Source organism: Specibacter sp. BI4, assembly GCF_056680095.1.
Map to the genome: position 1 here is coordinate 2,458,007 of NZ_CM155265.1, position 22,421 is coordinate 2,480,427.

Genomic DNA, 22,421 nt, shown 5'->3' on the forward strand with positions numbered 1-22,421 from the left:
ATCGCTGCTTTTGCGACCACAACTGCGGGGCAGTTCAAGAGGGGGCTATGCCTGCGCGGGCTCCTCGGCCGGCGCCAGCTCGACGTCGGACACGGTGAGCTCGCTGCCGCCCACGGCAACCGTGAGTTCAAGCGCATTCGCGGCCGCCTTGAGGTCGCCCAAGCCCGCAAGCAGTTGCGCGGCCTGGACGTCGCCGGCCGTCACGGTGGCGGTGAGGACCTGGGTGCGCTGCTTGACCTTGGCCTCGGACTTGGCCTTGCGGATGCCGCTCAAGGCGTCGCCGACCGTCGCGAGCAAGGTGGTGTCGCCGTCGTCCACGGCAACAACACCGGGCCACGGGGCGCGGTGAACGGAGCCTGCACGCCACCAGCTCCACACTTCCTCCGTCGCGAACGGCAGGAACGGGGCGAACAGGCGCAGCAGCGAATCCAGCGTGGTGGCCAGGGCTGCCAGCACTGAAGCCTGGCCCTCCTCGCCGCTGGCACCGTAGGCACGGTCCTTGATGAGTTCGACGTAGTCGTCAGTGAAGTGCCAGAAGAAGCTCTCGGTGAGCTGCAGGGCGCGGGCGTAGTCGTACTTTTCAAACGCCGCCGTTGAAGCATGGACGACCTCGGCGAGCTGAGCCAGCAGGGCGCGGTCCAGCGGGTTGCTGAGCACGTCGGAGTCGGTGTTGAGCACATTGGCCTCGGTGGCGCCAAGGTTCAGCACGAACTTGGAGGCGTTGAGCAGCTTGATGGCCAGGCGCCGGCCGATCTTCATCTGCGCAATCTCATAGGCCGTGTCGGCGCCGAGCTTGGCGGACGCTGCCCAGTAGCGGACGGCATCGGCACCAAAGTCGTTGAGCACGTCGGTGGGGACGACCACGTTGCCCTTGGACTTGGACATCTTCTTGCGGTCCGGGTCAAGGATCCAGCCGGAGATGGCGGCATGCTTCCACGGTGCGCTGCCCTGGAGGGCGTCGGCGCGCACGGCCGAGGAGAACAGCCAGGTGCGGATGATGTCGTGGCCCTGCGGGCGCAGGTCGAAGGGGTAAACCTTCCCGAACAAGTCCTCATCAACGCCCCAGCCGCCGACAATCTGCGGCGTCAGGGAAGAGGTGGCCCAGGTGTCCAGCACGTCTGCGTCGCCGACGAAGCCGCCGGCCGCGTTGCGCTGGGATTCGGTGTAGCCCGGTGCCGCGTCGGCGGCCGGGTCCACCGGGAGCATCTCCGCGGTGGGCAGGATGGGATGGTCGTAGTCCGGGTTGGCGTCGGCATCCAGCGGGTACCAGACGGGAACCGGGACGCCGAAGAAGCGCTGGCGGGAAACGAGCCAGTCGCCGTTCAGGCCCGAGATCCAGTTGTCGTAGCGCGAGCGCATGAACGCCGGGTGGAACTCAATTTCCTTGCCCCGGTTGATCAAGCGTTCGCGGCGGTCCTCGTCGCGGCCGCCGTTGCGGATGTACCACTGGCGTGAGGAGACGATTTCCAGGGGCTTGTCGCCCTTTTCAAAGAAGTTCACGGGGTGCATGATCTTCTTGACGTCGCCGTCCAGCAGCTCCGCCTCGGTGAGCATGGCAACAACGCCTTCCTTGGCGCTGAACACTGTCTTGCCGGCGATCGCCGCGTAGTTGGTGCGGCCTTCCTCGGTGGTGATCCACTCGGGGGTGTCGCCGAGGATGCGGCCGTCCCGTCCTACGATGGCGCGGGTGGGCAGCTGCAGTTCACGCCACCAGGTGACGTCTGTCAGGTCTCCGAAGGTGCAGACCATGGCAATGCCCGAGCCCTTGTCGGCCTTGGCCAGGGCATGGGCGCGGACCTCAACCTCGACCCCGAACAGGGGGGAGGTGACCTTCTTGCCAAAGAGCGGCTTGTAGCGCTCGTCGTCGGGGTTGGCGACCAGGGCGGAGCAGGCGGCGAGCAGTTCCGGGCGTGTGGTCTCAATGTAAATCTTCGTGCCGTCTTCGGCGAAGAACGGGTACCGGTAGTAGGCGCCGGCAACTTCGCGGTCTTCCAGTTCGGCCTGGGCCACGGCGGTGCGGAACGTGACGTCCCAGAGTGTGGGTGCCTCGGCCATGTAGGCGTCGCCGGCCGAAAGGTTTTCCAGGAATCCGCGCTGGGACACTGAACGGGAGTGGTCGTCGATGGTCCTGTACGTCAGTGCCCAGTCAACAGAGAGGCCCAAGGTCTGGAACAGGTGTTCAAAGACCTTCTCGTCTTCCACGGCGAGCTCCTCGCACAGCTCAATGAAGTTCTTGCGGGAGATGACGTCGAAATCACGCTGGTTCTTGGCCGGTGTCGCGGGCGGGCGGTAGCCGTCCACGTAGGAGTACGTGGGATCGCAGCGCACGCCGTAGTAGTTCTGCACGCGGCGCTCGGTGGGCAGGCCGTTGTCGTCCCAACCCATGGGATAGAAGACGTTCTTGCCGTTCATGCGCTGGAAGCGGGCCAGTACGTCGGTCTGGGTGTACGAGAACATGTGGCCCACATGCAAGGAACCGGAGGCCGTGGGCGGGGGAGTGTCGATGGAGTACACCTGCTCCCGGGTGGTCTCACGGTCAAACTTGTAGGTGCCCTCGTCAAGCCAGCGCTTGGTCAGGGACTCTTCAAGGCCCTCCAAAACGGGCTTGTCGGGAACATTGCTTGTGGTGGGTGCGGGCGTGTCTGTGCCCGGAAAGTTTTCAGCCATGGCCCAATTCTTTCATGACTTGCCCTGGAAGCAGGATTCAGTGGTTATATGGTGCGTGTGGAAGCTCTGGGGCAGGCAAGGCGGATGTGGGAACTGGCGGGGCTGTCGTGGACCGGCGTCCGTGCCGAGCCGGAGGGTTCCGGCTACGGCGCCCACACCCTGTTGCTGGGCGGCCGGCCCGCCGTGTTCCGCGCCGCGAAGACCACGCCCACCAAGGCGGGGCAGTTTGTCACGCTGTGGCGGCGATCGGCAGCAGGGCCCATCCGCCCCTTTGACACGGCCGACGGCGCTGCCCTCTTTGTCATCCAGGCCGGCGTGGGTGCGGGGCTGGGCCAGTTCGTGTTCCCCCTGGGTGTGTTGGCACGCCACGGCGTGGTCTCGCTTGATGGCAGGGGCGGCAAACGGGCCATGCGCGTCTACACTCCCGACGTTGAGACCACCAGCACCCAGGCCCGGCACACCCAACAGTGGCAGGGCGAATTCTTTCTGCCCCATGATGCCTCCGCTGCACGGGTGCGGGAACTGTACGCGGCCTGATTGGGCGCAACCGTGCCCGGAAACTTCCGCCGGCGGCAGGACAGTGACCTAATCTGCGCACCGCTGGAAGCTGGCGTGCCGCATAACACTGTCATGCGGCACGCCAGCTTCCAGCTCAGCGCAGATTAGGTCACCAGGGCACCTGACCCACGTCCCGGCCCGGGGCTATGATGCAAATATGGGCACAGTACGGATTTTGCGTGTGTATGAGGAGCCGGAACCGGGGGAGTACCGCGTCCTGGTCGACAGGCTGTGGCCGCGCGGCGTCAAAAAAGACAAAGTTGACCTGTGGCTCAAGGAGGCGGGCCCCAGCACCGAGGTGCGCAACGCCTTCGGCCACCTGCCGGAACACTTTGAGGCGTTTGTCCGCGACTACACGGCCGAATTGAAACAAAATCCCGCCGTGGCGCAGCTGCGCGACATTATCGCCGAACACGAGGCCGTGGTGCTGCTCTATGGCGCCAAGGACCACCGCGAAAACCAGGCCGCCGTCCTCCTGGCCTTCCTCAACAAGAAGCCATAAGCGCCCGCTCTCCGGCCATTTCAGCAACCCGCGCCAACAGCGATACATTTGAACCATGGCTGAAAACACTTCCAAAAATGCAGTAGTCACAGGCGCCAGCTCAGGCATCGGCGCCGCCACCGTCCGCCGGCTCAGGGCAGAGGGCTGGAACGTCATCGCCGTGGCCCGCCGCGCAGACCGCCTCGACGAGCTCGCCCGGGAAACCGGAGCCATCGCCTGCGCCGCCGACATCACAACGGACGACGACGTCGCCCGCCTCCGCGATTTCGCCGCCGACACCTTTGGCCCGGCAGGCGGAGCCGACACACTCATCAACATTGCCGGCGGCGCCCGCGGCGTCGACAGTGTGGCCAACGCCAAGGAAGCAGACTGGGAGTGGATGTTTCAGGTCAATGTCATGGGCACCCTGAAGGTCATCAAGGCATTCCTGCCTGCCCTGCGCAGCCACGGCAACGCCACCATCCTGAACCTGACCTCGACGGCGGGGCACACCGCCTACGAGGGCGGATCCGGCTACAACGCCGCGAAATTCGGCCAGCATGCACTCAACGACGCCCTGCGCCTGGAAGAAGCCGAACACAACATCCGCGTCATCGAGGTGGCCCCCGGCATGGTGCACACGGAGGAGTTCACCCTCAACCGGCTCTCCGGAAACCAGGAAGCTGCCGACAACGTTTACAAGGGCGTGGCGAAACCCCTGACGGCGGAGGATGTGGCAGGCGTGGTGGGTTACGCCGTCGGGCTTCCCCACCATGTGAACCTGGACCAGATCGTCATGCGCCCCGTGGCCCAGGCCGCCGCCCACAAGGTGATCCGCCGCTAGACAGCCGCCGCTGGACAGCAGGGGCGGGGCGGCGGCGTCCGCACCAGTCCGCGGCATCCCGTAGACTGGGGGACAAAGCTTCGACCCGGCCATCACCGGTGAGCTTCCGGAAGAACGCCCCACCAAAAAAGGGGCCGGTAGAACCGGACGGGTAAGCCCGTCACAGCAGCTAATGAGCGGCCGCACCCGGTGTAAAAGCGGGGGACGGTAAGCGAGGTGGTACCGCGGCGCAAGCCGTCCTTGCATCCTGAACATGAACGCCCACAACCAGGATGATGTGATGACCCACTTCCCGAAGGCCTCAGCCGCCGCCGGCCTCCACGCCGAATCCAAGCACGTCCCCGCCTCCGTGAATTTTCCGAAGGTCGAAGAACTCGTCCTGAAGTACTGGGATGAAGACGGCACGTTCCAGGCCAGCATTGACGCGCGCGACGCCGGCACCGACGGGTCCAACGAATTCGTGTTCTACGACGGCCCTCCCTTCGCCAACGGACTGCCGCACTACGGCCACCTGCTGACCGGTTACGTCAAGGACCTCGTCGCCCGCTACCAGACCCAGCGCGGCCGCCGCGTTGAGCGCCGCTTTGGCTGGGACACGCACGGGCTGCCCGCCGAGCTGGAAGCCATGAAGCAGCTGGGCATGACCGACAAGGCCCAGATCGAGGCCATGGGCATCGACAAGTTCAACGACGCCTGCCGCTCCTCCGTCATGAAATACGCCGGCGAATGGCAGGAATACGTCACCCGCCAGGCCCGCTGGGTCGACTTCGACAACGATTACAAGACGCTCAACGTCGAGTACATGGAGTCCGTTCTCTGGGCGTTCAAGCAGCTCCACTCCAAGGGCCTGACGTACAACGGCTACCGCGTGCTGCCGTACTGCTGGAAGGATGAGACGCCGCTCTCCAACCACGAACTTCGCATGGACGACGACGTCTACAAGGACCGCCAGGACCAGACAGTCACCGTCACGTTCCCCATCCTGGCCGGCGAATCCGCGCTCTCGCAGGAGCTGGCCGGCGTTGCCGCCATCGCCTGGACCACCACGCCCTGGACGCTGCCCACCAACCAGGCCCTCGCCGTCGGGCCCAAGGTCAGCTACGCCGTCGTGCCTGTTGGCCCCAACGGGGTCACCCTGGGTGCCACGGGGGAGAAGTTCCTCCTGGCCTCGGACCTCGTTGGTGCCCACGCCAAGGATTTGGGGTACGACGACGGAGCTGCCGCGACGGCCGCCGTCACCGCCACGTACGCGGGCGCCGAGCTTGAGGGCCTGAAGTACGAGCCGCTGTGGGACTACTTTGCCGACGACGAGAAGTACGGCACGGCGAAGTCCTGGCAGTTCTTGCTTGCCGACTACGTGACCACCACCGACGGCACCGGCGTCGTCCACCAGGCGCCCGCCTACGGTGAAGAGGACCAGAAGGTCTGCGAGCAGTACGGCATCCCCGTGGTCCTGTCCGTCGATGAGGGCGCGAACTTCCTGTCCTTGTTTGCCGAAGGCCCGCTGAGCGACATTGCCGGGGTGCAGGTCTTTGACGCCAACAAGACCATCACCCGCGTAGTCCGCGACGCGGGCCGCCTGGTCCGCCAGGCCAGCTATGTGCACAGCTACCCGCATTGCTGGCGCTGCCGCACACCCCTGATCTACCGCGCCGTTTCCTCCTGGTATGTGGAAGTCACAGCGTTCAAGGACCGCATGGTCGAGCTGAACCAGGACATCAACTGGATCCCCGGCAACGTCAAGGACGGCCAGTTCGGCAAGTGGCTGTCCAACGCCCGGGACTGGTCCATCTCCCGCAACCGCTACTGGGGTTCACCCATCCCGGTGTGGCAGTCCGACGACGAAAACCACCCCCGCACGGATGTGTACGGCTCCCTCGCCGAGATTCAGGCCGACTTTGGCCGCCTGCCGTTGAACAAGGAGGGCGAGGTTGACCTGCACCGCCCGTTCATCGATGAGCTGACCCGCCCCAACCCGGACGACCCCACGGGCAAGTCGACCATGCGCCGCGTGGAAGATGTGCTCGATGTCTGGTTTGACTCCGGCTCCATGCCGTACGGCCAGGTCCACTACCCGTTCGAGAACGAGGACTGGTTCAACACCCACAACCCGGCCGACTTCATCGTCGAGTACATTGGCCAGACCCGCGGCTGGTTCTACATGCTGCACGTGCTCTCCACAGCACTGTTTGACCGCCCGGCGTTTAAGAACGTCATCAGCCACGGCATCGTCCTGGGCTCCGACGGGCAAAAGATGTCCAAGTCCCTGCACAACTACCCGGATGTTTCCGAGGTGCTCGACCGTGACGGCGCCGACGCCATGCGGTGGTTCCTGATGGCCAGCCCCATCCTGCGCGGTGGCAACCTGGTCGTGACCGAACAGGGCATCCGCGAGGGTGTCCGCCAGGTCATCCTGCCGTTGTGGAACGTGTACAGCTTCTTCACCCTCTACGCGAATACCGCCAATGAGGGCAAGGGTTACGATGCCAAGCTGCGCTACGACGAGTACTCCGACCCCATGGACCAGTACCTGATGGCCAACACCGGCGATCTGGTGCGTGAGATGGAAGCCAAGCTCAATGAGTACGACGTCTCCGGCGCCTGCGACTCCCTGCGCAGCTACTTCGACATGCTCACCAACTGGTACGTCCGCCGCAGCCGCAACCGCTTCTTTGACGAGAACGTGGACGCCTTCGACGCGCTCTACACGGCGCTGGAAACCGTGTGCCGCGTTGGCGCGTCCCTGCTGCCGCTGGTCACGGAAGAAGTCTGGCGCGGTCTCACCGGCGGGCGCTCCGTGCACCTGACCGACTGGCCCAACGCCGATTTGTTCCTGGGCAATGCCGAGCTCGTCGACCAGATGGACAAGATCCAGCAGATCTGCTCCACCGGTTCCAGCCTGCGCAAGGCCGCCAAGCTGCGCGTCCGCCTGCCCCTGGCGGAGCTCACTGTCGTGGCACCCAACGCCGCCGCCCTGAACGACGGCGCCGCGATTGTTGCGGAGGAATTGAACATCCGCACCGTCCGTTTCGTTGACGCAGCCGAGGCCTCCCCGGAGGAGTTCGGCATCTCCCAGAAGCTGGTTGTCAACGCCCGCGCAGCAGGCCCGCGCCTGGGCAAGAACGTCCAGCTCGCCATCAAGGGCTCCAAGTCCGGGGACTGGTCCGTCACCGACGGGGTTGTCACCGCAGGCTCCCTCGTGCTGGAACCGTCCGAATACACGCTGGAGACAGTGGTTGAGGACGCGCACGACGGCGGCAAGAGTGCCGTTGCGATGCTGCCGCACGGCGGCTTCGTGGTGCTCAACACCGAGCTGACACCCGAGCTTGAGGCAGAAGGAACGGCACGCGACATGGTGCGTGCCGTCCAGCAGGCCCGCAAGGAGGCCGGGCTGCAGGTCAGTGACAGGATCCGCACCATCATCAGCGCCCCGCAGGACATCATCGACGCGCTGCACGCCAACGCCGAACTGCTCAAGGGCGAAACCCTGACGCTGAAGCTTGAACTCATCCCCGGTGACGTTGACACCACCATCACAGTTGAACGGAGCATTTCCTAAATGCCTGCCAATCATGACGAATTCTCGGTTGAAAGCGTCTACGCCGAACTGTTGGGCCGTGCCCCGGAAAACAAGATGCAGCCCAGGCTGGCTCCCTTGTTCCGTGCCATGGACGTGCTGGGGGAGCCCAACAAGGCTTTTCCCATCATCCACATCACCGGCACCAACGGGAAAACCTCCACCGCCCGGATGATCGAGGCGGGCCTGCTGGCCCACGACCTGCGCACCGGCCGGTACACGAGCCCGCACCTGACCCGGGTGACCGAGCGCATCAGCATTGACGGGGCGCCCGTCAGTGACGAGACCTTCGTGCGGATCTGGGACGAAATCCGCCCCTACCTGGACATCGTCGACGCCGAACTCATGACCGCCGGGGAGGTGCGCCTGACCTACTTTGAGTGCCTGACGATCCTGGCGTTTGCCATCTTCGCCGACGAACCCGTCGACGTGGCAGTCATGGAGGTGGGCCTGGGCGGGATCACCGACGCCACCAATGTTGGCGACGGCCAGGTGGCCGTCTTCACGCCCATCTCCCTGGACCACACGGAGTTGTTGGGCGACACCACCGGGCTGATCGCCGAGGAAAAATCAGGGATCATCAAGGAGGGCGCCTTCGTCATCAGCGCCGCCCAGCCCGCCGATGCAGCCCAGGTCATCCTGGACGCGGCCCGCGGGAAGAACGCCGACTTCCGTTTCGAGGGCGTCGAGTTTGGCGTGGAGGCACGCACCGTGGCCGTGGGCGGGCAAATGCTTGACCTGCAGGGACTGGCCGGGCGCTACCCGGGAATCCTGCTGCCGCTGCACGGTGAACACCAGGCCCAGAACGCCGCCGTGGCGCTTGCCGCGCTGGAGGCATTCCTGGGCGGGGGAGAGAAGGAACTCAACAAGGAACTGGTCCAGGAAGGCTTTGCCGCCGTCACCTCGCCGGGACGCCTTGAAGTCATGCGCACCTCACCCACCATCGTGGTGGATGCCGCGCACAACCCCGCAGGCATCGCAGTCACCGCGGCAGCCCTCCAGGAGGCGTTTGCCTTCAGCAAGCTTGTCGTCGTGCTCGGCGTGCTGGCGGAAAAGGACGCCGAGGAAATCCTGAACACCATCAAGGAATCCTACGGTGACGAGGCGGCGGAAATCTGCCTGACCCAATCCAACTCCCCGCGGGCCATCCCGGCCGCGGAACTGGCGGAAATGGCCGTGGACCTGGGCTGGGCCGAGGAAGACGTCCACATCGCCGAGAAGCTTGACGACGCCATTGAGTGGGCCGTTGAACGGGCTGAATCCAACAACGACCTTGCCGGCGGCATCTTGATCACGGGCTCCATCACCCTTGTGGGCGAGGCCCGCATCCTGCTGGGCCGACCGGGCGAAAGGGAGGGTGCCTGAATTGGCCAAGCTGACAAAAGCCCAGCGCGAATGGAGGCCCAACACCCCCAAGAAGCTGCGCTCCACCAAGATGATGTTCGCCTCGGTGGTCTTGATGCTCGAGGCGTTCGTGGCGCTGTTCCTGGGCCTGGCGTTGTTCGGGCTCAAGGACAAGGACGCCACCTACCTCCTGGCCGCCGGTGTGCTGGCGGTCCTGATGATCCTGGCCTGCGGAGTCATCCGCAAAACCTGGGGCGTTGCCCTTGGCTGGATCCTGCAGCTGGTCTTGATCGCCAGCGGCATTTGGGAACCGTCAATGTTTGTCGTTGGCGTGCTCTTCGCCGTCGCCTGGTGGTATGCCCTGTACGCCGGCGCCAAGATTGACCGCGAAAACGCGGCCCGGGCCAGGGCGCAGGCCAGCTGGGATGCAGCACACCCCGAAGCACCCGCACCCGGCGGGACCGGCGAAGTACACTGAACCTGATTGTCCTTTTTACCTAGTTATTTGGAGTTACTGTGAGCATTGAGCGCACCCTTGTCCTTGTCAAGCCCGACGGCGTCGCCCGCAACCTTTCCGGAGCCGTCCTGGCCCGCATCGAGGCGAAGGGTTACATCCTGGCCGAGCTGAAGAAGGTCACCGCCACGCGCGAGCAGCTCGAGGCGCACTACGAAGAGCACGTCGGTAAGCCGTTCTACGAGCCGCTCGTTGAGTTCATGCTCTCCGGCCCCGTCGTGGCAGCCATCTTCGAGGGCCACCGTGTCATCGAAGGCTTCCGCGCCGTGGCTGGCACCACCGATCCCACCACGGCGGCGCCGGGCACCATCCGCGGCGACTTCGGCCGCGACTGGGGCCTGAAGGTCCAGCAGAACCTCGTTCACGGCTCCGACTCCGTTGATTCCGCCGAGCGCGAGATCGGCATCTGGTTCGCCTAAGCCTTCCTGACACACAGGCCTGACGACGAAGGGCACCTCCCAGCGGGAGGTGCCCTTCGTCGTCGTACCTTAACAACCCTTGCAAACGCTATCGCAGCAATGGCGCGTTTTTCCCTGACGCTATCGCAGCAATGGTCTACTTTTCGAAAACGCTCTCGCACACCTCGGACGGGGACTGCGAGAGGGAACGCGAAAAAGCCGCCATTGCTGCGATAGCGATTGTTGGGCGGCTCAGGAGTTGGAGGGGATGATCAGGTACATGAACTTGAAGAAGATGGAGGCCAGGACGGCCAGGTAGAACAGGGCGACAATGATCCAGGCCCAATTATTGAGGAACTTGGTGAGCGCCGGCGGGGCCGGGATGACGCCGTGGTTGACGTTGCGGATGGTGGTCCAGACGAAGATCGGGATCATCATTGCCCACACCACCATGCAGTAAGGGCAGAGGACGGCGAGGGTGTAAACGGCGGTGAACCAAAACCAGCCCACCAGGGCCATGCCGGCGGTAATGCCCACTTGCAGGCCGATCCAATACCAGCGGGCCAGCCTTGCCCCGGCGAGCAGGACCACGCCGGCGGTGATGATGACAGCGAACGCCACGATGCCCATAAATGGATTGGGGAAGCCGAGCAGGGCGGCTTCCGGTGTCTTCATGACGTCGCTGCAGGAGATCCAGGAGTTGAAGTCGCAGCTGGCTGTGGCGTTTGGGTCCTTGTAAAGCTCGAGCCGTTCAAGCACCAGGGTGAAGGACGCGATCCATGCAATGGCGCCGGCAATGACCAGGAACCAGCCAAACGGCCTGGCGCGCGCCATGGCGGGCTTGTCCAAGTCTGCCGGGTCTCGGGTGGGAGCTTCAGTGCTGGGCATGACGTCCTATTCATCTCAACCGGTGATTGTGTCCTGATTGTAGCGTGAGTTTCTTGGCGCGCCCTGCGTGAAACGGCGCTGTGGCATGGCGCGTATGAGACAATGAAATCGGCTGATCGACGATCCACATGCGCCCCTCAGTCCAATGGCACGCCTCCGGCTGCCGGTGACGACGCTGCCAACGCGTGCAGCCATCCACCGGCCGGATTCCGCAAACCATTGGCTTTTTAGAGCTTGCGCACCCAGAAGTTGGTGCCGCCTGAAAAGTATTTAGACGACTTCCGTCAGCGCCCGCGGGTGTTGGCACATCTGCCGCAGCAGGCACCCGATGTGGGGGTGTCGGCTCGGCGCGAAAGTAACGCCCACAATGGATAAAGAACAGACAGCACCGGCCAGCACAGAGGCAGCCCAGGCGGCCCCCGTCAAGGCAAAAACCACACGCTCGCGCCGGGCCACGTCGGCAGTCGCCAGCCCCGCCAGCAGTGCAGCCGCGCAAACCAGCACTCCCCAAACAAGCACGTCTCAAACAAGCACTGCGGCAGGCACCGTTGCAGGCACCGTTGCCGGCACCGCAGCCGAAGCGGCTGCCCCGGCCAAGAAGGCCCCTGCCCGCCGCAGCCGCGCCAAGAAAACGGAACCGGCAGCAACGGGAGCTGTCGGCGCAGCCGAACCGTCGCTGCTGGATGAAATATCGGCACCTGTCCAGCCGGCCGCGGCAACCGTCGAGCCGGCAACTGCCGAGCCTGTTGCAGCCCCGGCCAAGAGCGCCACCCGCCGCCGGGCCACTTCGCCCGTAACTGCCCCCGCGGCAGTGCAGCAAGAAAACGGTGTGCAGGGCGAACTGAGCCTTGCCGGAGACGATTCCGCAGTGTCGGCAGAAAAGGCGCCGGCCAAACGCAGCCGCGTGGCCAAGGCCCCCGTCACCGCGCCCGCCGAAGCCAAGACCCCCGAAGTCAAGACTCCCGAAGCCAAGACCGCAGCCTCGAAGCGTGCCGCCTCCAGTGCGGGAGCAAAATCAGCCGGAGCCGCCGCTTCGGCCGAGCCTGCTGCCGTTTCCGCCGCGGCTTCGCCCGAAGCACCTGCCGTCAAGGCTCCTGCCCGCCGGGCGAGCCGGAAGGCAGCCGCGCCCGCCGGGCCGGCCCCTGTCCAGGGCGTAATTTCCCTCGACAACGATGCCGCCGCGACCCCCGCCGCTGACGCCGCCGCGACCCCCGGGGTTGACCCTGCCGAGACGCCCGCGCCCGCCGCTGAAGCACCCAAGACCACCCGCAGCCGCCGCAGGCCTGCCGCCAAGAGCGCCGCCGTGGAGACCGAGGCTGCCGTTGATTCGGCTGCTGCCGATACGACCGAACCGTCGGCCGGCACTGCGACCGAAGCAACCGCAACAACCACCGCAGCAGCCACGCCCGACACTGCGGCTGAACCGTCTGCGCCCGATGCTGTGGACAGCACTGGCACAGCTGCCGCCGACTCCTTGTTCCTGGCCCCCTCCGCAGCCATGTCAGCCTTGTTCCTAGCCCCCGACCTGAGCCTGGCCGTGCCTGCCGCAGCCACCCAGGAAGCCCGCGAGGACAACGAAGACGGCGCAGCCGGCAAGAGTGACGGCCACGACGGTGATCGCCAGGGCCGCTCGCGGGGCCGCAACCGCCGGACCCGCGGCAACGATTCCGAAGCAGCCGATGCACCGGACGCCAATAACAGCGCAGCCGCCGAGACAGACGCTGAAGACACCGACGACGGCGTGACCTCGCGCCGCCGCCGCCGTCGCCGCCGCGGCGACCAGGACCTGGAACTGACAGGGGGCTCCGATGAGGATCCGCCCAACACCGTCACCCGGGTCCGTGCCCCCCGCACCCCGTCCGACACCGGCTCAAGCGACCCCAACCGGGTCACCAGCCTGCGCGGCTCCACCCGGCTCGAAGCCAAGAAGCAGCGCCGCCGCGACTCGCGCGACTCCGGCCGCCGCCGCACAGTCATCACCGAGGCCGAGTTCCTGGCCCGCCGCGAATCAGTTGACCGTGTCATGGTGGTGCGCCAGGGCGAAGACAGGATCCAGATCGGTGTCCTCGAAGACGGCATTCTGGCCGAACACTTTGTCTCCAAGACCCAGCAGGACTCCCTCATCGGCAACGTGTACGTGGGCAAGGTCCAGAACGTGCTGCCCAGCATGGAAGCCGCCTTTGTCGACATTGGCCGCGGCCGCAACGCCGTCCTGTACGCGGGCGAAGTTGATTGGGATGCCGCAAACCTCAACGGCCAGCCGCGCCGCATCGAGAATGCCCTGAAGTCAGGCGACCCGGTGCTGGTACAGGTTTCCAAGGATCCCGTGGGCCACAAGGGTGCCCGCCTGACCAGCCAGATTTCACTCCCCGGCCGCTACCTGGTGTTTGTGCCCGGTGGTTCCATGACAGGCATCTCCCGCAAGCTGCCCGACGTCGAGCGCAACCGCCTCAAGCGCGTCCTGAAGGACCACCTGCCCGAGAACGCCGGCGTCATTGTGCGCACGGCCGCCGAAGGTGCCAGCGAGGAAGAGCTCACCAACGACATCAACCGGCTCCGCGCCCAGTGGGCCGGCATCAACGAGCGGGCCTCGTCACACAAGACGCTCGCCCCGGAAATGCTCTACGGCGAACCCGACCTGACCATCAAGGTGGTCCGCGACGTATTCAACGAAGACTTCACCAAGCTCATCGTCTCCGGCGAGGACGCCTGGGACACGATCGAGGCGTACGTGACGTATGTGGCCCCGGACCTGCTTGACCGCCTGGAGAAGTGGACCATGACCGAGGACATCTTCGCCGCGCACCGCATCGACGAGCAGATCAACAAGGCCCTGGAACGCAAGGTCTTCCTGCCCTCCGGCGGCTCCCTCGTCATCGACCGCACCGAAGCCATGACGGTGGTTGACGTCAACACCGGCAAGTTCACCGGCTCCGGCGGCAACCTGGAAGAAACAGTCACCAAGAACAACCTGGAAGCGGCCGAAGAAGTCGTCCGACAGCTGCGCCTGCGTGACATCGGCGGCATCATCGTCATCGATTTCATCGACATGGTCCTCGAATCCAACCGCGACCTGGTGCTCCGGCGCCTGGTCGAATGCCTGGGCCGGGACCGCACCAAGCACCAGGTTGCCGAGGTCACCTCGCTTGGGCTCGTGCAGATGACGCGCAAGCGCATGGGCACCGGGCTCCTCGAGGTCTTTGGCGAGCAGTGCCCCACATGCGCCGGCCGCGGCATGGTCACGCACGAGATTCCCGTCGAGCACCGCCGCACGCACAGCCCCGCCGTGGAAGCCGCACAGATCCACGGCGCCAAGCCCGAACACCGCGAGAGCGAACGGACAGCCAACCGCTCAACCCGCAGCGAACGCAAGCGCAACCGCAACCGCGGGCAGCAGCCGGAAACTGAGCCGCACGAGGCCGCCCCCGTTCCGGTGCACGACGAGGCAAGCGAGGCCCAGAAGGCGCAAAAGGCCCATGAAGCCCGTGCCGCCCTGGCGAACATTGCCGCGGCCGCTGCAGCCTCGCATCATGAGCACGACGGCGGGCAGCCGCACAGTGCCGCCGGCACCGAGGTTGCTTCGGCGCCTGCGGAAACGACGGAAACGCCCGACGGCGCCACGCTCACCTTTGGCGGGGAAGCCATCGAGCTCCCGCGCGGACACCGCAGCGAAAGCAGCGGCAGCCCGGAGGAGCACAATGCACACCAGGCGGCAGCGCTGGCCGGACTGTCGCAGGCCCTGGACCAGCTGGCAGCGCCTGGCCAGGACCAGCCGCACGACCACTCGTCTGAGGCCGGCGGTGACAACCGGTCACGGTCCTCACGCCGGGGGCGCCGCAACCGCAGCGCACGCAGTGCCCAGGGGGGTGCCGACATGAGCGTGGAGACCTCGGTTGCAACATCTGCCGGTCAGGGTTCCGCCCCGCACATGAGTGCTGCGGTGGAAATTCCGGCAGCTGCCCAACCCGTGAAAAACAGCAGCGGCCCGATCATCTTGGGTGTGGGAGTGCCGGCTTCGGAACTCTAATCGCTGAAAAGCCATGAGACAACCCGCAGTTGTTGTCGAAGACCGCCTTTGAACAAGGTCTTCGACGGCTACTGCGGGTTTTTTCTTTAACGGGCGGGCCGGGGCTAGGGTGGAGATCGACACGGGGTGCCACGCCATCAGGGCAGGCTGAGACAATACCCGTTGAACCTGCCCGGTTAGCACCGGCGAAGGGATGTCCCAATGAGCACCAGCACCATCAATTCAGCGACGCCCGAAGTTGTTCCCGGCGAAAGTATTCATGCCGAAAGCCTCCGGGGCGATAATCCCCAGGGCATGCCCGCGGCGGTGCGGCACCCCAGGATCCTGAGCATCGCGGGATCGGACCCCTCCGGGGGAGCAGGCATCCAGGCCGACATCAAATCCATTTCAGCCCATGGCGGTTATGCCATGGCCGCCATCACGGCCCTGACCGCCCAAAACACCCGGGGAGTGCAGGGCGTCCACGTCCCCCCGGCGGATTTCCTCACCGCCCAGCTGGACGCCGTCGCCGCGGACGTCACCATTGACGCGGTGAAGATCGGCATGCTGGGCACGGCAGAGGTGATGCACGCCGTCGCGGACTGGCTGGTGCGCACCCGCCCGCCCGTCGTCGTTCTTGACCCGGTCATGGTTGCCACCAGCGGTGACGAGCTCATGCTCCCGGCAGCACGCCGGGCCTTGCTGGCACTGGTCAAAAACGCCCACCTGGTGACGCCCAACATTCCTGAACTGGCAGTGCTGCTCAACCAGCCGGAGGCTTCCGACTGGCAGGAAGCCGTGCAGCAGGGCCGGGAGCTGGCTGCCCTGCACCAGGTCCTGGTCCTCGTGAAGGGCGGCCACCTGCCGGGGGAGAAGTGCCCCGACGCGCTGGTCGCCCCGGACGGCACGGTACAGGAATTCAACGCGGCCCGGGTCGACACAGCCAACACCCACGGCACCGGATGTTCGTTGTCGGCGGCGGTGGCCACGCTGCAGGCGCAGACAGGGGACTGGCAGGCAAGCGTGGCCCTGGCGAAGGAGTGGCTGGGGCGGGCACTGGAGACCTCGGCGGCGCTGCGGGTGGGCACCGGCGCGGGACCCATCAACCATTTGCACGCCCTGTGGGAGCAGGCGGCGCCACGGCCGGGCAGCTTCAGCAGTGAACTGTGGAAACAATGCGCCCAGCAGCGCCGGGCCATTTTTGCCCTTGACTTCATCAAGGAACTGGCCGCAGGGACCCTGCAGGGACACCACTTCGCCTACTACCTCGCCCAGGATGCGCTGTATTTGGGCAGCTATTCCCGGGTCCTGGCCCGCGCAAGTGCCCTGGCGCCCACCGAAGCCGAACAGAAATTCTGGGCCGGCGGCGCCCAAAACTGCCTCGAGGTTGAAATGGCGCTGCACCGCGACTGGCTCCGCGACCACCCTGCGGAGCTGCAGCAGGGCCCGGTCACCAAACATTACGTGGACCACCTGCAGGGCGTTGCCTTCTCCGGAAGCTACGGGGAAGTCGTTGCCGCAGTGCTGCCGTGTTATTGGTTGTATGCGGAGGTGGGGCGCGTGTTGCACTCCGACTACCTGTCGTTTGTGGGGGAGCACCCCTATGGGGCGTGGCTGGCGACGTACGCCGCCGACGACTTTGCGCAGGCAACGGCGACTGCCGTCGGCATTATGGACGTGGCGGCACGGCGGGGATCCGCCCTGGAACGTGGACGCATGCGGGCGGCCTTTGCCCATTCGGCACAGTACGAGGTCGATTTCTTTGCGGCCCCGCACAGCCAACTTCCGGGCGGTATCACCGGCGCAGGTGATTAACACCACCCGCTGTGCGCAAGGAAACGGCGCCGCACTGGCCAAAAATGACAATAATTGGCGGCAGTCGCGCTAATGTTGGTGAGTACGGTTTCAGGAACCACGCAGCGTCGCTGGTAAAACAATGTTTTGCCAGGAGGGTGCAAGGGACCCGGAACCAGTGTCATTTGCTCCCGGAGGCAGAATTAGCGTATTCTTGATCTTCGGTGCTTACGCCAACACCTAGGGCAACCACTCCATGGCAGAACTCCATTGAGGTCCACGGCGTTGAGGCACATAGTATGCACCCCGCGTCTGTTCAATCTTGAACTGCGGCGCATGCGGTTGGCGGAGATCAATTCTGATCCAAGCCGGCATAAAAACTTTGTAATAAACGTCGAGAGAAGTGAGTTCCCCAGTGGTGTACGCGATTGTCCGCGCAGGCGGCCGTCAAGAAAAGGTTTCCGTTGGAGACCACGTGACCATGAACCGCGTCCCCGGTGGAGTCGGCAGCACATTTGAGCTGCCCGCTTTGCTGTTGGTTGATGGTGAGAAAATCACCACTGCCGCTAAGGACCTGGCTAGTGTAAAGGTTACGGCTGAGAAGTTGGAGGATCTTCGCGGGCCGAAGATCGTCATCCAGAAGTACAAGAACAAGACCGGTTACAAGAAGCGTCAGGGCCACCGTCAGGAACTGTCCAAGGTCAAGATCACTTCCATCGCTTAATCAGCGATCAAAAGTTCGATCCACTTAGAATCTTTTAGTAAAAAGGCAGGCATTTTCAAATGGCACATAAAAAGGGTGCGAGTTCCACTCGCAACGGTCGTGACTCCAACGCTCAGTACCTGGGCGTAAAGCGCTTCGGCGGTCAGGTTGTCAAGGCTGGCGAAATTATCGTCCGCCAGCGCGGCACCCACTTCCACCCCGGTGAGGGCGTTGGACGTGGCAAGGACGACACGCTGTTCGCATTGGACGCAGGTGCAGTCGAGTTCGGTCAGCGCCGCGGACGTCGCGTCGTGAACATCGTTGCAGCTGCGGTCTAATACCAAAGCTTTTCCAGTGGAGCGGGCCGCATGGCTCGCTCCACTGGCTTTTAACACAGAGTTTGTAAGAAAATACACCCACCGGCCGGCATCAGGCCTTGGTCCCCACGGGACTAGAATTAGTGCGAAACAGCAAGTTTCTACTCAAGGAGAGTTCATTGGCCAGCTTTGTTGACCGGGTTGTTCTGCAGGTATCCGGCGGGACAGGCGGCCATGGCTGCGTCTCGGTAAAACGCGAAAAGTTCAAGCCCTTGGGCGGGCCCGACGGCGGCAAGGGCGGCGACGGCGGAAGTGTCACCTTCCGCGTCAGCGACCAAACCACCACCTTGCTTGACTTCCACCACGCCCCCCACCGCCGCGGCGGCAACGGCCAGCCCGGCATGGGCGACTGGCGTGACGGCAAGGACGGTGAATCACTGCTCCTGGAGGTGCCCGACGGCACCGTCATCAAGGACCGTGAAGGCAATGTGCTGGCCGACCTCGTTGGCATCGGCACCGAATACGTCGCAGCCCAGGGCGGTCAGGGCGGACTCGGCAATGCCGCGCTGTCCTCACAAAAGCGCAGGGCACCGGGCTTTTTCCTGCTCGGCGTTGACGGCACCGAAAACGACATCGTCCTTGAACTGAAGTCCATTGCAGACATTGCACTTGTGGGCTTCCCCTCGGCCGGCAAGTCCAGCCTGATCGCAGCCATGTCTGCTGCCCGGCCCAAGATTGCCGACTATCCCTTCACCACCCTGATCCCCAACCTTGGTGTGGTCCAAGCAGGCGAGATCCGGTTCACCATGGCCGACGTCCCCGGACTCATCGAGGGTGCCAGCGAAGGCAAGGGCCTGGGCCACAACTTCCTGCGCCACGTGGAACGCTGCGCAGCCATTGTGCACGTCCTTGACTGTGCAGCACTTGAGGCAGACCGCGACCCGATCTCCGACCTGGCCATCATCGAACGTGAGCTTGACCGCTACGACGTTGACATGAGCTTTGCGGGCCAGGACGGCGACGTTGTCCCCTTGAATGCCCGACCCCGCCTGATCGCCCTGAACAAGGTTGATTCCCCTGACGGCCGCGACATGGCCGGATTTGTGCGCGCAGACCTGGAATCCCGCGGCTACCGCGTTTTTGAAGTCTCTGCCGCCAGCCATGAAGGCTTGAAGGCCCTGGGCTACGCCATGGCGGAAATCGTCACCGCGGCCCGCCAGGCCGTCATCGACACCCCTGCACAGGTTGTTCCCGTGGTGTTGCGTCCGCGTGCAGTCAACGCGTCTGAGTTCACCATTGTCCGTGAGGAACGCAACCTTGAACCGCTGTTCCGGGTACGCGGTGACAAGCCTGAGCGATGGGTCAAGCAGACGGACTTCCAAAATGAGGAAGCCATCGGCTACCTCGCCGACCGGCTTGCCAAACTCGGTGTTGAAAAAGGCTTGTTCAACGCTGGTGCAACACCCGGTGACACGGTTGTCATTGGCGGGGACAACGGCGGCATGATCTTTGACTGGGAGCCCACCATGATGGGTGGCGCCGAGCACCTCGCCGCACCCCGCGGCACCGACCTGCGCCTCCTGGACCTGGGCGACCGGCCCACCCGCATCCAGAAGCGTCAGGAACAGCAGGACCGCCGCGACGCCAAGGCGGCAAGCCGTGCCGAGCTGGAGGCAGAACGCAAGGCAGGCGTGTGGACCGAAACCCACAACCGCCAGGCCACCAAGGCACAGTTCATCGAAACCGAATTGGCGGCCGACGGCGACAACGAAAAGACAGGTGAAGCTTAGAAATAATGGATTTGGGATTAACGGGAGACAGCAAGCAAGGGCAGCCCGCGTCGCTTAAAACACGACTCGGCATTGCCACCGCGGCACGAATAGTTGTCAAGGTCGGGTCGTCGTCGTTGACCTCGGTTGCGGGCGGCCTTTCCGAGGAGGCGCTCGAGCAGCTCGTGGACGTGCTGGCGCGGCGGCACCAGGCGGGAACCGAGATCATCCTGGTTTCTTCCGGGGCCATTGCTGCGGGGCTGCTCCCGCTGGGCCTGTCCCGGCGTCCCAAGGACCTTGCCACGCAGCAGGCGGCCGCCAGTGTGGGCCAGGGCCTGTTGATGGCGCACTACAACCACGTCTTCGCCTCCCATGGTGTGACGGCGTCGCAGGTCCTGCTGACCTCCGAGGATCTGACCCGCCGGCACCAGTACGTCAATGCACACCGTGCCCTGGAGCGCCTGCTCAATCTTGGCGTTGTCCCGATCGTCAACGAAAACGACACCGTGGCCACGCACGAGATCCGCTTTGGCGACAATGACAGGCTGGCCGCGCTGGTGGCGCACCTGATCAAGGCTGACGCCCTCGTGCTGCTCTCCGATGTCGATTCCCTGTACGACGGGCCGCCGTCGGAAGGGGCCACACGGATCAGCCAGGTTGACTCGCCCGAGGATCTCGAAGGCATTGTCATTGGCACGGCAGGTGCGGCCGGGGTGGGTACAGGAGGCATGGCCACGAAGGTCCAGGCTGCCATGATCGCAGCCGAAACAGGGATTCCGGCCCTGGTGGCCTCAACTGTGCAGGCGGGTGCGGCGCTGGCAGGGGAGGACGTTGGAACCTGGTTCGGCATCAATGGCAGCAAGCGCCCCGTGCGCATGCTGTGGTTGGCGCACCTGGCAGACATTCGCGGCCGCCTGGTGCTCGACGACGGCGCCGTGCGGGCCGTCAGCGAAAGGCACAAGTCGGTGCTCCCCGCAGGAATCACGTCCATCACCGGTGATTTCGATGTCGGCGACGCCGTTGAAATCAGTGACTCCCGGGGCAACGTGTTCGCCCATGGCCTTGTCAACTACCGCCATTCGGACCTGCCGCAAATGCTGGGACGCAAAACCAAGGTCCTGGCCAAGGAATTGGGCCGCAGGTTTGAACGTGAAGTGGTCCATGTCGACGACCTGGTGCTTTTGCCCGGCTGACCGCCGGCCCACTGCAACATCTGCCCGGGTGCCCTAGACTTGGGACATGACCGAGCAGATTGTTGAACAAAATATTGCCGCCGAAGTTCGGACCATCACCGACCGCGCCCGCAGGGCCGCCCGTCGCATGGCCGGAGCCAACCGGGCCTGGAAGGACAAGGGCCTGCGGGCCATTGCCAAGGCCCTGTTGGAGAACCAGGAGACCATCCTGGCAGCCAACGCCAGGGACGTGGCGAACGGTCGGGAAAACGGCACCTCGGTGCCCATGCTCGACAGGCTCACGCTGACAGGACCGCGTGTGCAGGGGCTGGCCGACGCACTGGAAAACCTGGCCACCCTGCCGGATCCGGTGGGCAATGTGGTGCGCGGGCAAACCCTGCCCAACGGCCTGCGCATGCGCCAGATCAACGTCCCCATGGGAGTTGTGGCAGCCATCTATGAAGCCCGCCCCAATGTCACGGTGGACATCGCCGGCTTGGCCCTGAAAAGCGGTAATGCCGTGATCCTGCGCGGCGGCACGGCAGCCGCCAACACCAACAAGGCGCTGCTGGGAATTCTGCGCGACGCCCTCGACCGTATCGGCCTGCCGTCAGACGCTGTGCAGTCGGTTGACCAGTTCGGCCGCGAGGGCGCCAACCTCATCATGAAGGCCCGCGGCGCGGTGGACGTGTTGATTCCCCGGGGCGGCCGCGAACTCATTCAAACTGTGGTGAACAATGCGGCAGTGCCCGTCATCGAAACGGGTGAAGGCAACGTCCACATCTTCATTGACAGCAGTGCCAAGGAAGAAATGAGCGTCGACATCCTGTTGAACGCCAAGACCCAGCGACCCAGCGTCTGCAACACGGTGGAGACACTGCTGGTGCACAAGGACGCCACGGTGCTGCCGGCGGTGCTCACGGCGCTGTCGAAGGCAGGGGTGCGGCTGCACGTCGATGAGCGGGTGCAGGCAGTGCTGCCCGCCGGCGTCACCGCCACCCCGGCCACCGATGAGGATTGGGCCACCGAGTACATGGACCTTGACCTTGCCGTAAAAATGGTTGACTCCGTTCCCGAGGCCATCAAGCACATCCGCACCTGGAGCACCGGGCACACCGAGGCGATCATCACCAACGATCTGGCCAACGCGGAAATTTTCATCGCCGAAATTGATTCGGCGGCCGTCATCGTGAATGCCAGCACACGGTTCACGGACGGCGGTGAGCTTGGACTGGGTGCCGAGGTGGGCATCTCGACACAAAAGCTGCACGCCCGCGGGCCCATGGGGCTGACGGAGCTGACCACCACAAAGTGGATTGTCCAGGGCGAAGGCCAGGTCCGCGGCTGACCCGGGCGGGCCCACATCGCGCGCCGGTGTGCCAGTGCGCG

The 22,421-nt window shown here is 64.7% G+C and carries 16 protein-coding genes and 1 riboswitch; of the genes, 14 read left to right on the forward strand and 2 right to left on the reverse strand.

Going from position 1 to position 22,421, the window contains the following annotated elements; genetic code table 11:
• Positions 1-45: 45 nt before the first annotated feature.
• Complete coding sequence (gene valS / locus AC1L6K_RS11325; RefSeq protein WP_480948985.1) at positions 46-2,667, reverse strand: valine--tRNA ligase; 2,622 nt, start codon at positions 2,665-2,667, stop codon at positions 46-48.
• Between the two features lie 48 nt (positions 2,668-2,715).
• Here valS and AC1L6K_RS11330 point away from each other — a divergent pair, with 48 nt between their 5' ends.
• From AC1L6K_RS11330 to ndk, 7 genes are all read left to right on the forward strand, one after another.
• A complete protein-coding gene (locus AC1L6K_RS11330) occupies positions 2,716-3,204 on the forward strand; it encodes a MepB family protein (RefSeq protein ID WP_480948986.1) in 489 nt (162 codons plus the stop codon).
• A gap of 178 nt (positions 3,205-3,382) precedes the next feature.
• Positions 3,383-3,727 (forward strand): DUF488 domain-containing protein, encoded by a 345-nt coding sequence (locus AC1L6K_RS11335; RefSeq protein WP_480948987.1) that lies wholly within the window; start codon positions 3,383-3,385, stop codon positions 3,725-3,727.
• Between the two features lie 55 nt (positions 3,728-3,782).
• Complete coding sequence (locus tag AC1L6K_RS11340) at positions 3,783-4,550, forward strand: SDR family oxidoreductase (protein ID WP_480948988.1); 768 nt, start codon at positions 3,783-3,785, stop codon at positions 4,548-4,550.
• 280 nt (positions 4,551-4,830) lie between these two features.
• Positions 4,831-8,109 carry an isoleucine--tRNA ligase gene (gene ileS, locus AC1L6K_RS11345; protein ID WP_480952744.1) on the forward strand — a complete coding sequence of 1,093 codons (3,279 nt, stop codon included), beginning with the start codon at positions 4,831-4,833 and terminating at the stop codon, positions 8,107-8,109.
• Positions 8,110-9,492 (forward strand): bifunctional folylpolyglutamate synthase/dihydrofolate synthase, encoded by a 1,383-nt coding sequence (locus AC1L6K_RS11350; protein ID WP_480948989.1) that lies wholly within the window; start codon positions 8,110-8,112, stop codon positions 9,490-9,492. It abuts the gene before it with no gap.
• A 1-nt stretch (position 9,493) separates the two neighbouring features.
• The gene (locus tag AC1L6K_RS11355) at positions 9,494-9,949 is read left to right on the forward strand and encodes a DUF4233 domain-containing protein (RefSeq protein WP_480952745.1); all 456 of its coding nucleotides are present in this window, start codon (positions 9,494-9,496) and stop codon (positions 9,947-9,949) included.
• Positions 9,950-9,987: 38 nt separating this feature from the next.
• Positions 9,988-10,404, forward strand: coding sequence for a nucleoside-diphosphate kinase (gene ndk, locus AC1L6K_RS11360; protein ID WP_480948990.1), 417 nt, complete (start codon positions 9,988-9,990; stop codon positions 10,402-10,404).
• Between the two features lie 231 nt (positions 10,405-10,635).
• Here the strand turns inward: ndk and AC1L6K_RS11365 are convergent, their stop codons facing one another.
• On the reverse strand, positions 10,636-11,271 hold the full coding sequence (locus tag AC1L6K_RS11365; protein ID WP_480948991.1) for a vitamin K epoxide reductase family protein: 636 nt from the start codon (positions 11,269-11,271) through the stop codon (positions 10,636-10,638).
• 367 nt (positions 11,272-11,638) lie between these two features.
• Between AC1L6K_RS11365 and AC1L6K_RS11370 the strand changes: the two genes are divergently transcribed.
• The 7 genes from AC1L6K_RS11370 to AC1L6K_RS11400 all read left to right on the forward strand — a co-directional run bounded on the left by AC1L6K_RS11370 (position 11,639) and on the right by AC1L6K_RS11400 (position 22,380).
• Positions 11,639-15,298 carry an Rne/Rng family ribonuclease gene (locus AC1L6K_RS11370; protein WP_480948992.1) on the forward strand — a complete coding sequence of 1,220 codons (3,660 nt, stop codon included), beginning with the start codon at positions 11,639-11,641 and terminating at the stop codon, positions 15,296-15,298.
• A gap of 112 nt (positions 15,299-15,410) precedes the next feature.
• Positions 15,411-15,509: riboswitch (TPP riboswitch) on the forward strand.
• Entirely contained in the window at positions 15,500-17,092 is a 1,593-nt protein-coding gene (gene thiD / locus AC1L6K_RS11375) for a bifunctional hydroxymethylpyrimidine kinase/phosphomethylpyrimidine kinase (protein WP_480948993.1), read from the forward strand. Its footprint overlaps the riboswitch before it by 10 nt.
• Positions 17,093-17,486: 394 nt before the next feature.
• Positions 17,487-17,795, forward strand: coding sequence for a 50S ribosomal protein L21 (gene rplU, locus AC1L6K_RS11380; protein ID WP_480952746.1), 309 nt, complete (start codon positions 17,487-17,489; stop codon positions 17,793-17,795).
• Positions 17,796-17,854: 59 nt separating this feature from the next.
• A complete protein-coding gene (rpmA, locus tag AC1L6K_RS11385; protein WP_082357843.1) occupies positions 17,855-18,112 on the forward strand; it encodes a 50S ribosomal protein L27 in 258 nt (85 codons plus the stop codon).
• Between the two features lie 158 nt (positions 18,113-18,270).
• Positions 18,271-19,881, forward strand: a complete 1,611-nt coding sequence (gene obgE / locus AC1L6K_RS11390; protein WP_480948994.1) for a GTPase ObgE — start codon at positions 18,271-18,273, stop codon at positions 19,879-19,881.
• 5 nt (positions 19,882-19,886) lie between these two features.
• Positions 19,887-21,053: a glutamate 5-kinase gene (gene proB, locus AC1L6K_RS11395; protein WP_480948995.1), complete on the forward strand. Its 1,167-nt coding sequence runs from the start codon at positions 19,887-19,889 to the stop codon at positions 21,051-21,053.
• 46 nt (positions 21,054-21,099) lie between these two features.
• The gene (locus tag AC1L6K_RS11400; RefSeq protein ID WP_480948996.1) at positions 21,100-22,380 is read left to right on the forward strand and encodes a glutamate-5-semialdehyde dehydrogenase; all 1,281 of its coding nucleotides are present in this window, start codon (positions 21,100-21,102) and stop codon (positions 22,378-22,380) included.
• Positions 22,381-22,421 lie beyond the last annotated feature (41 nt).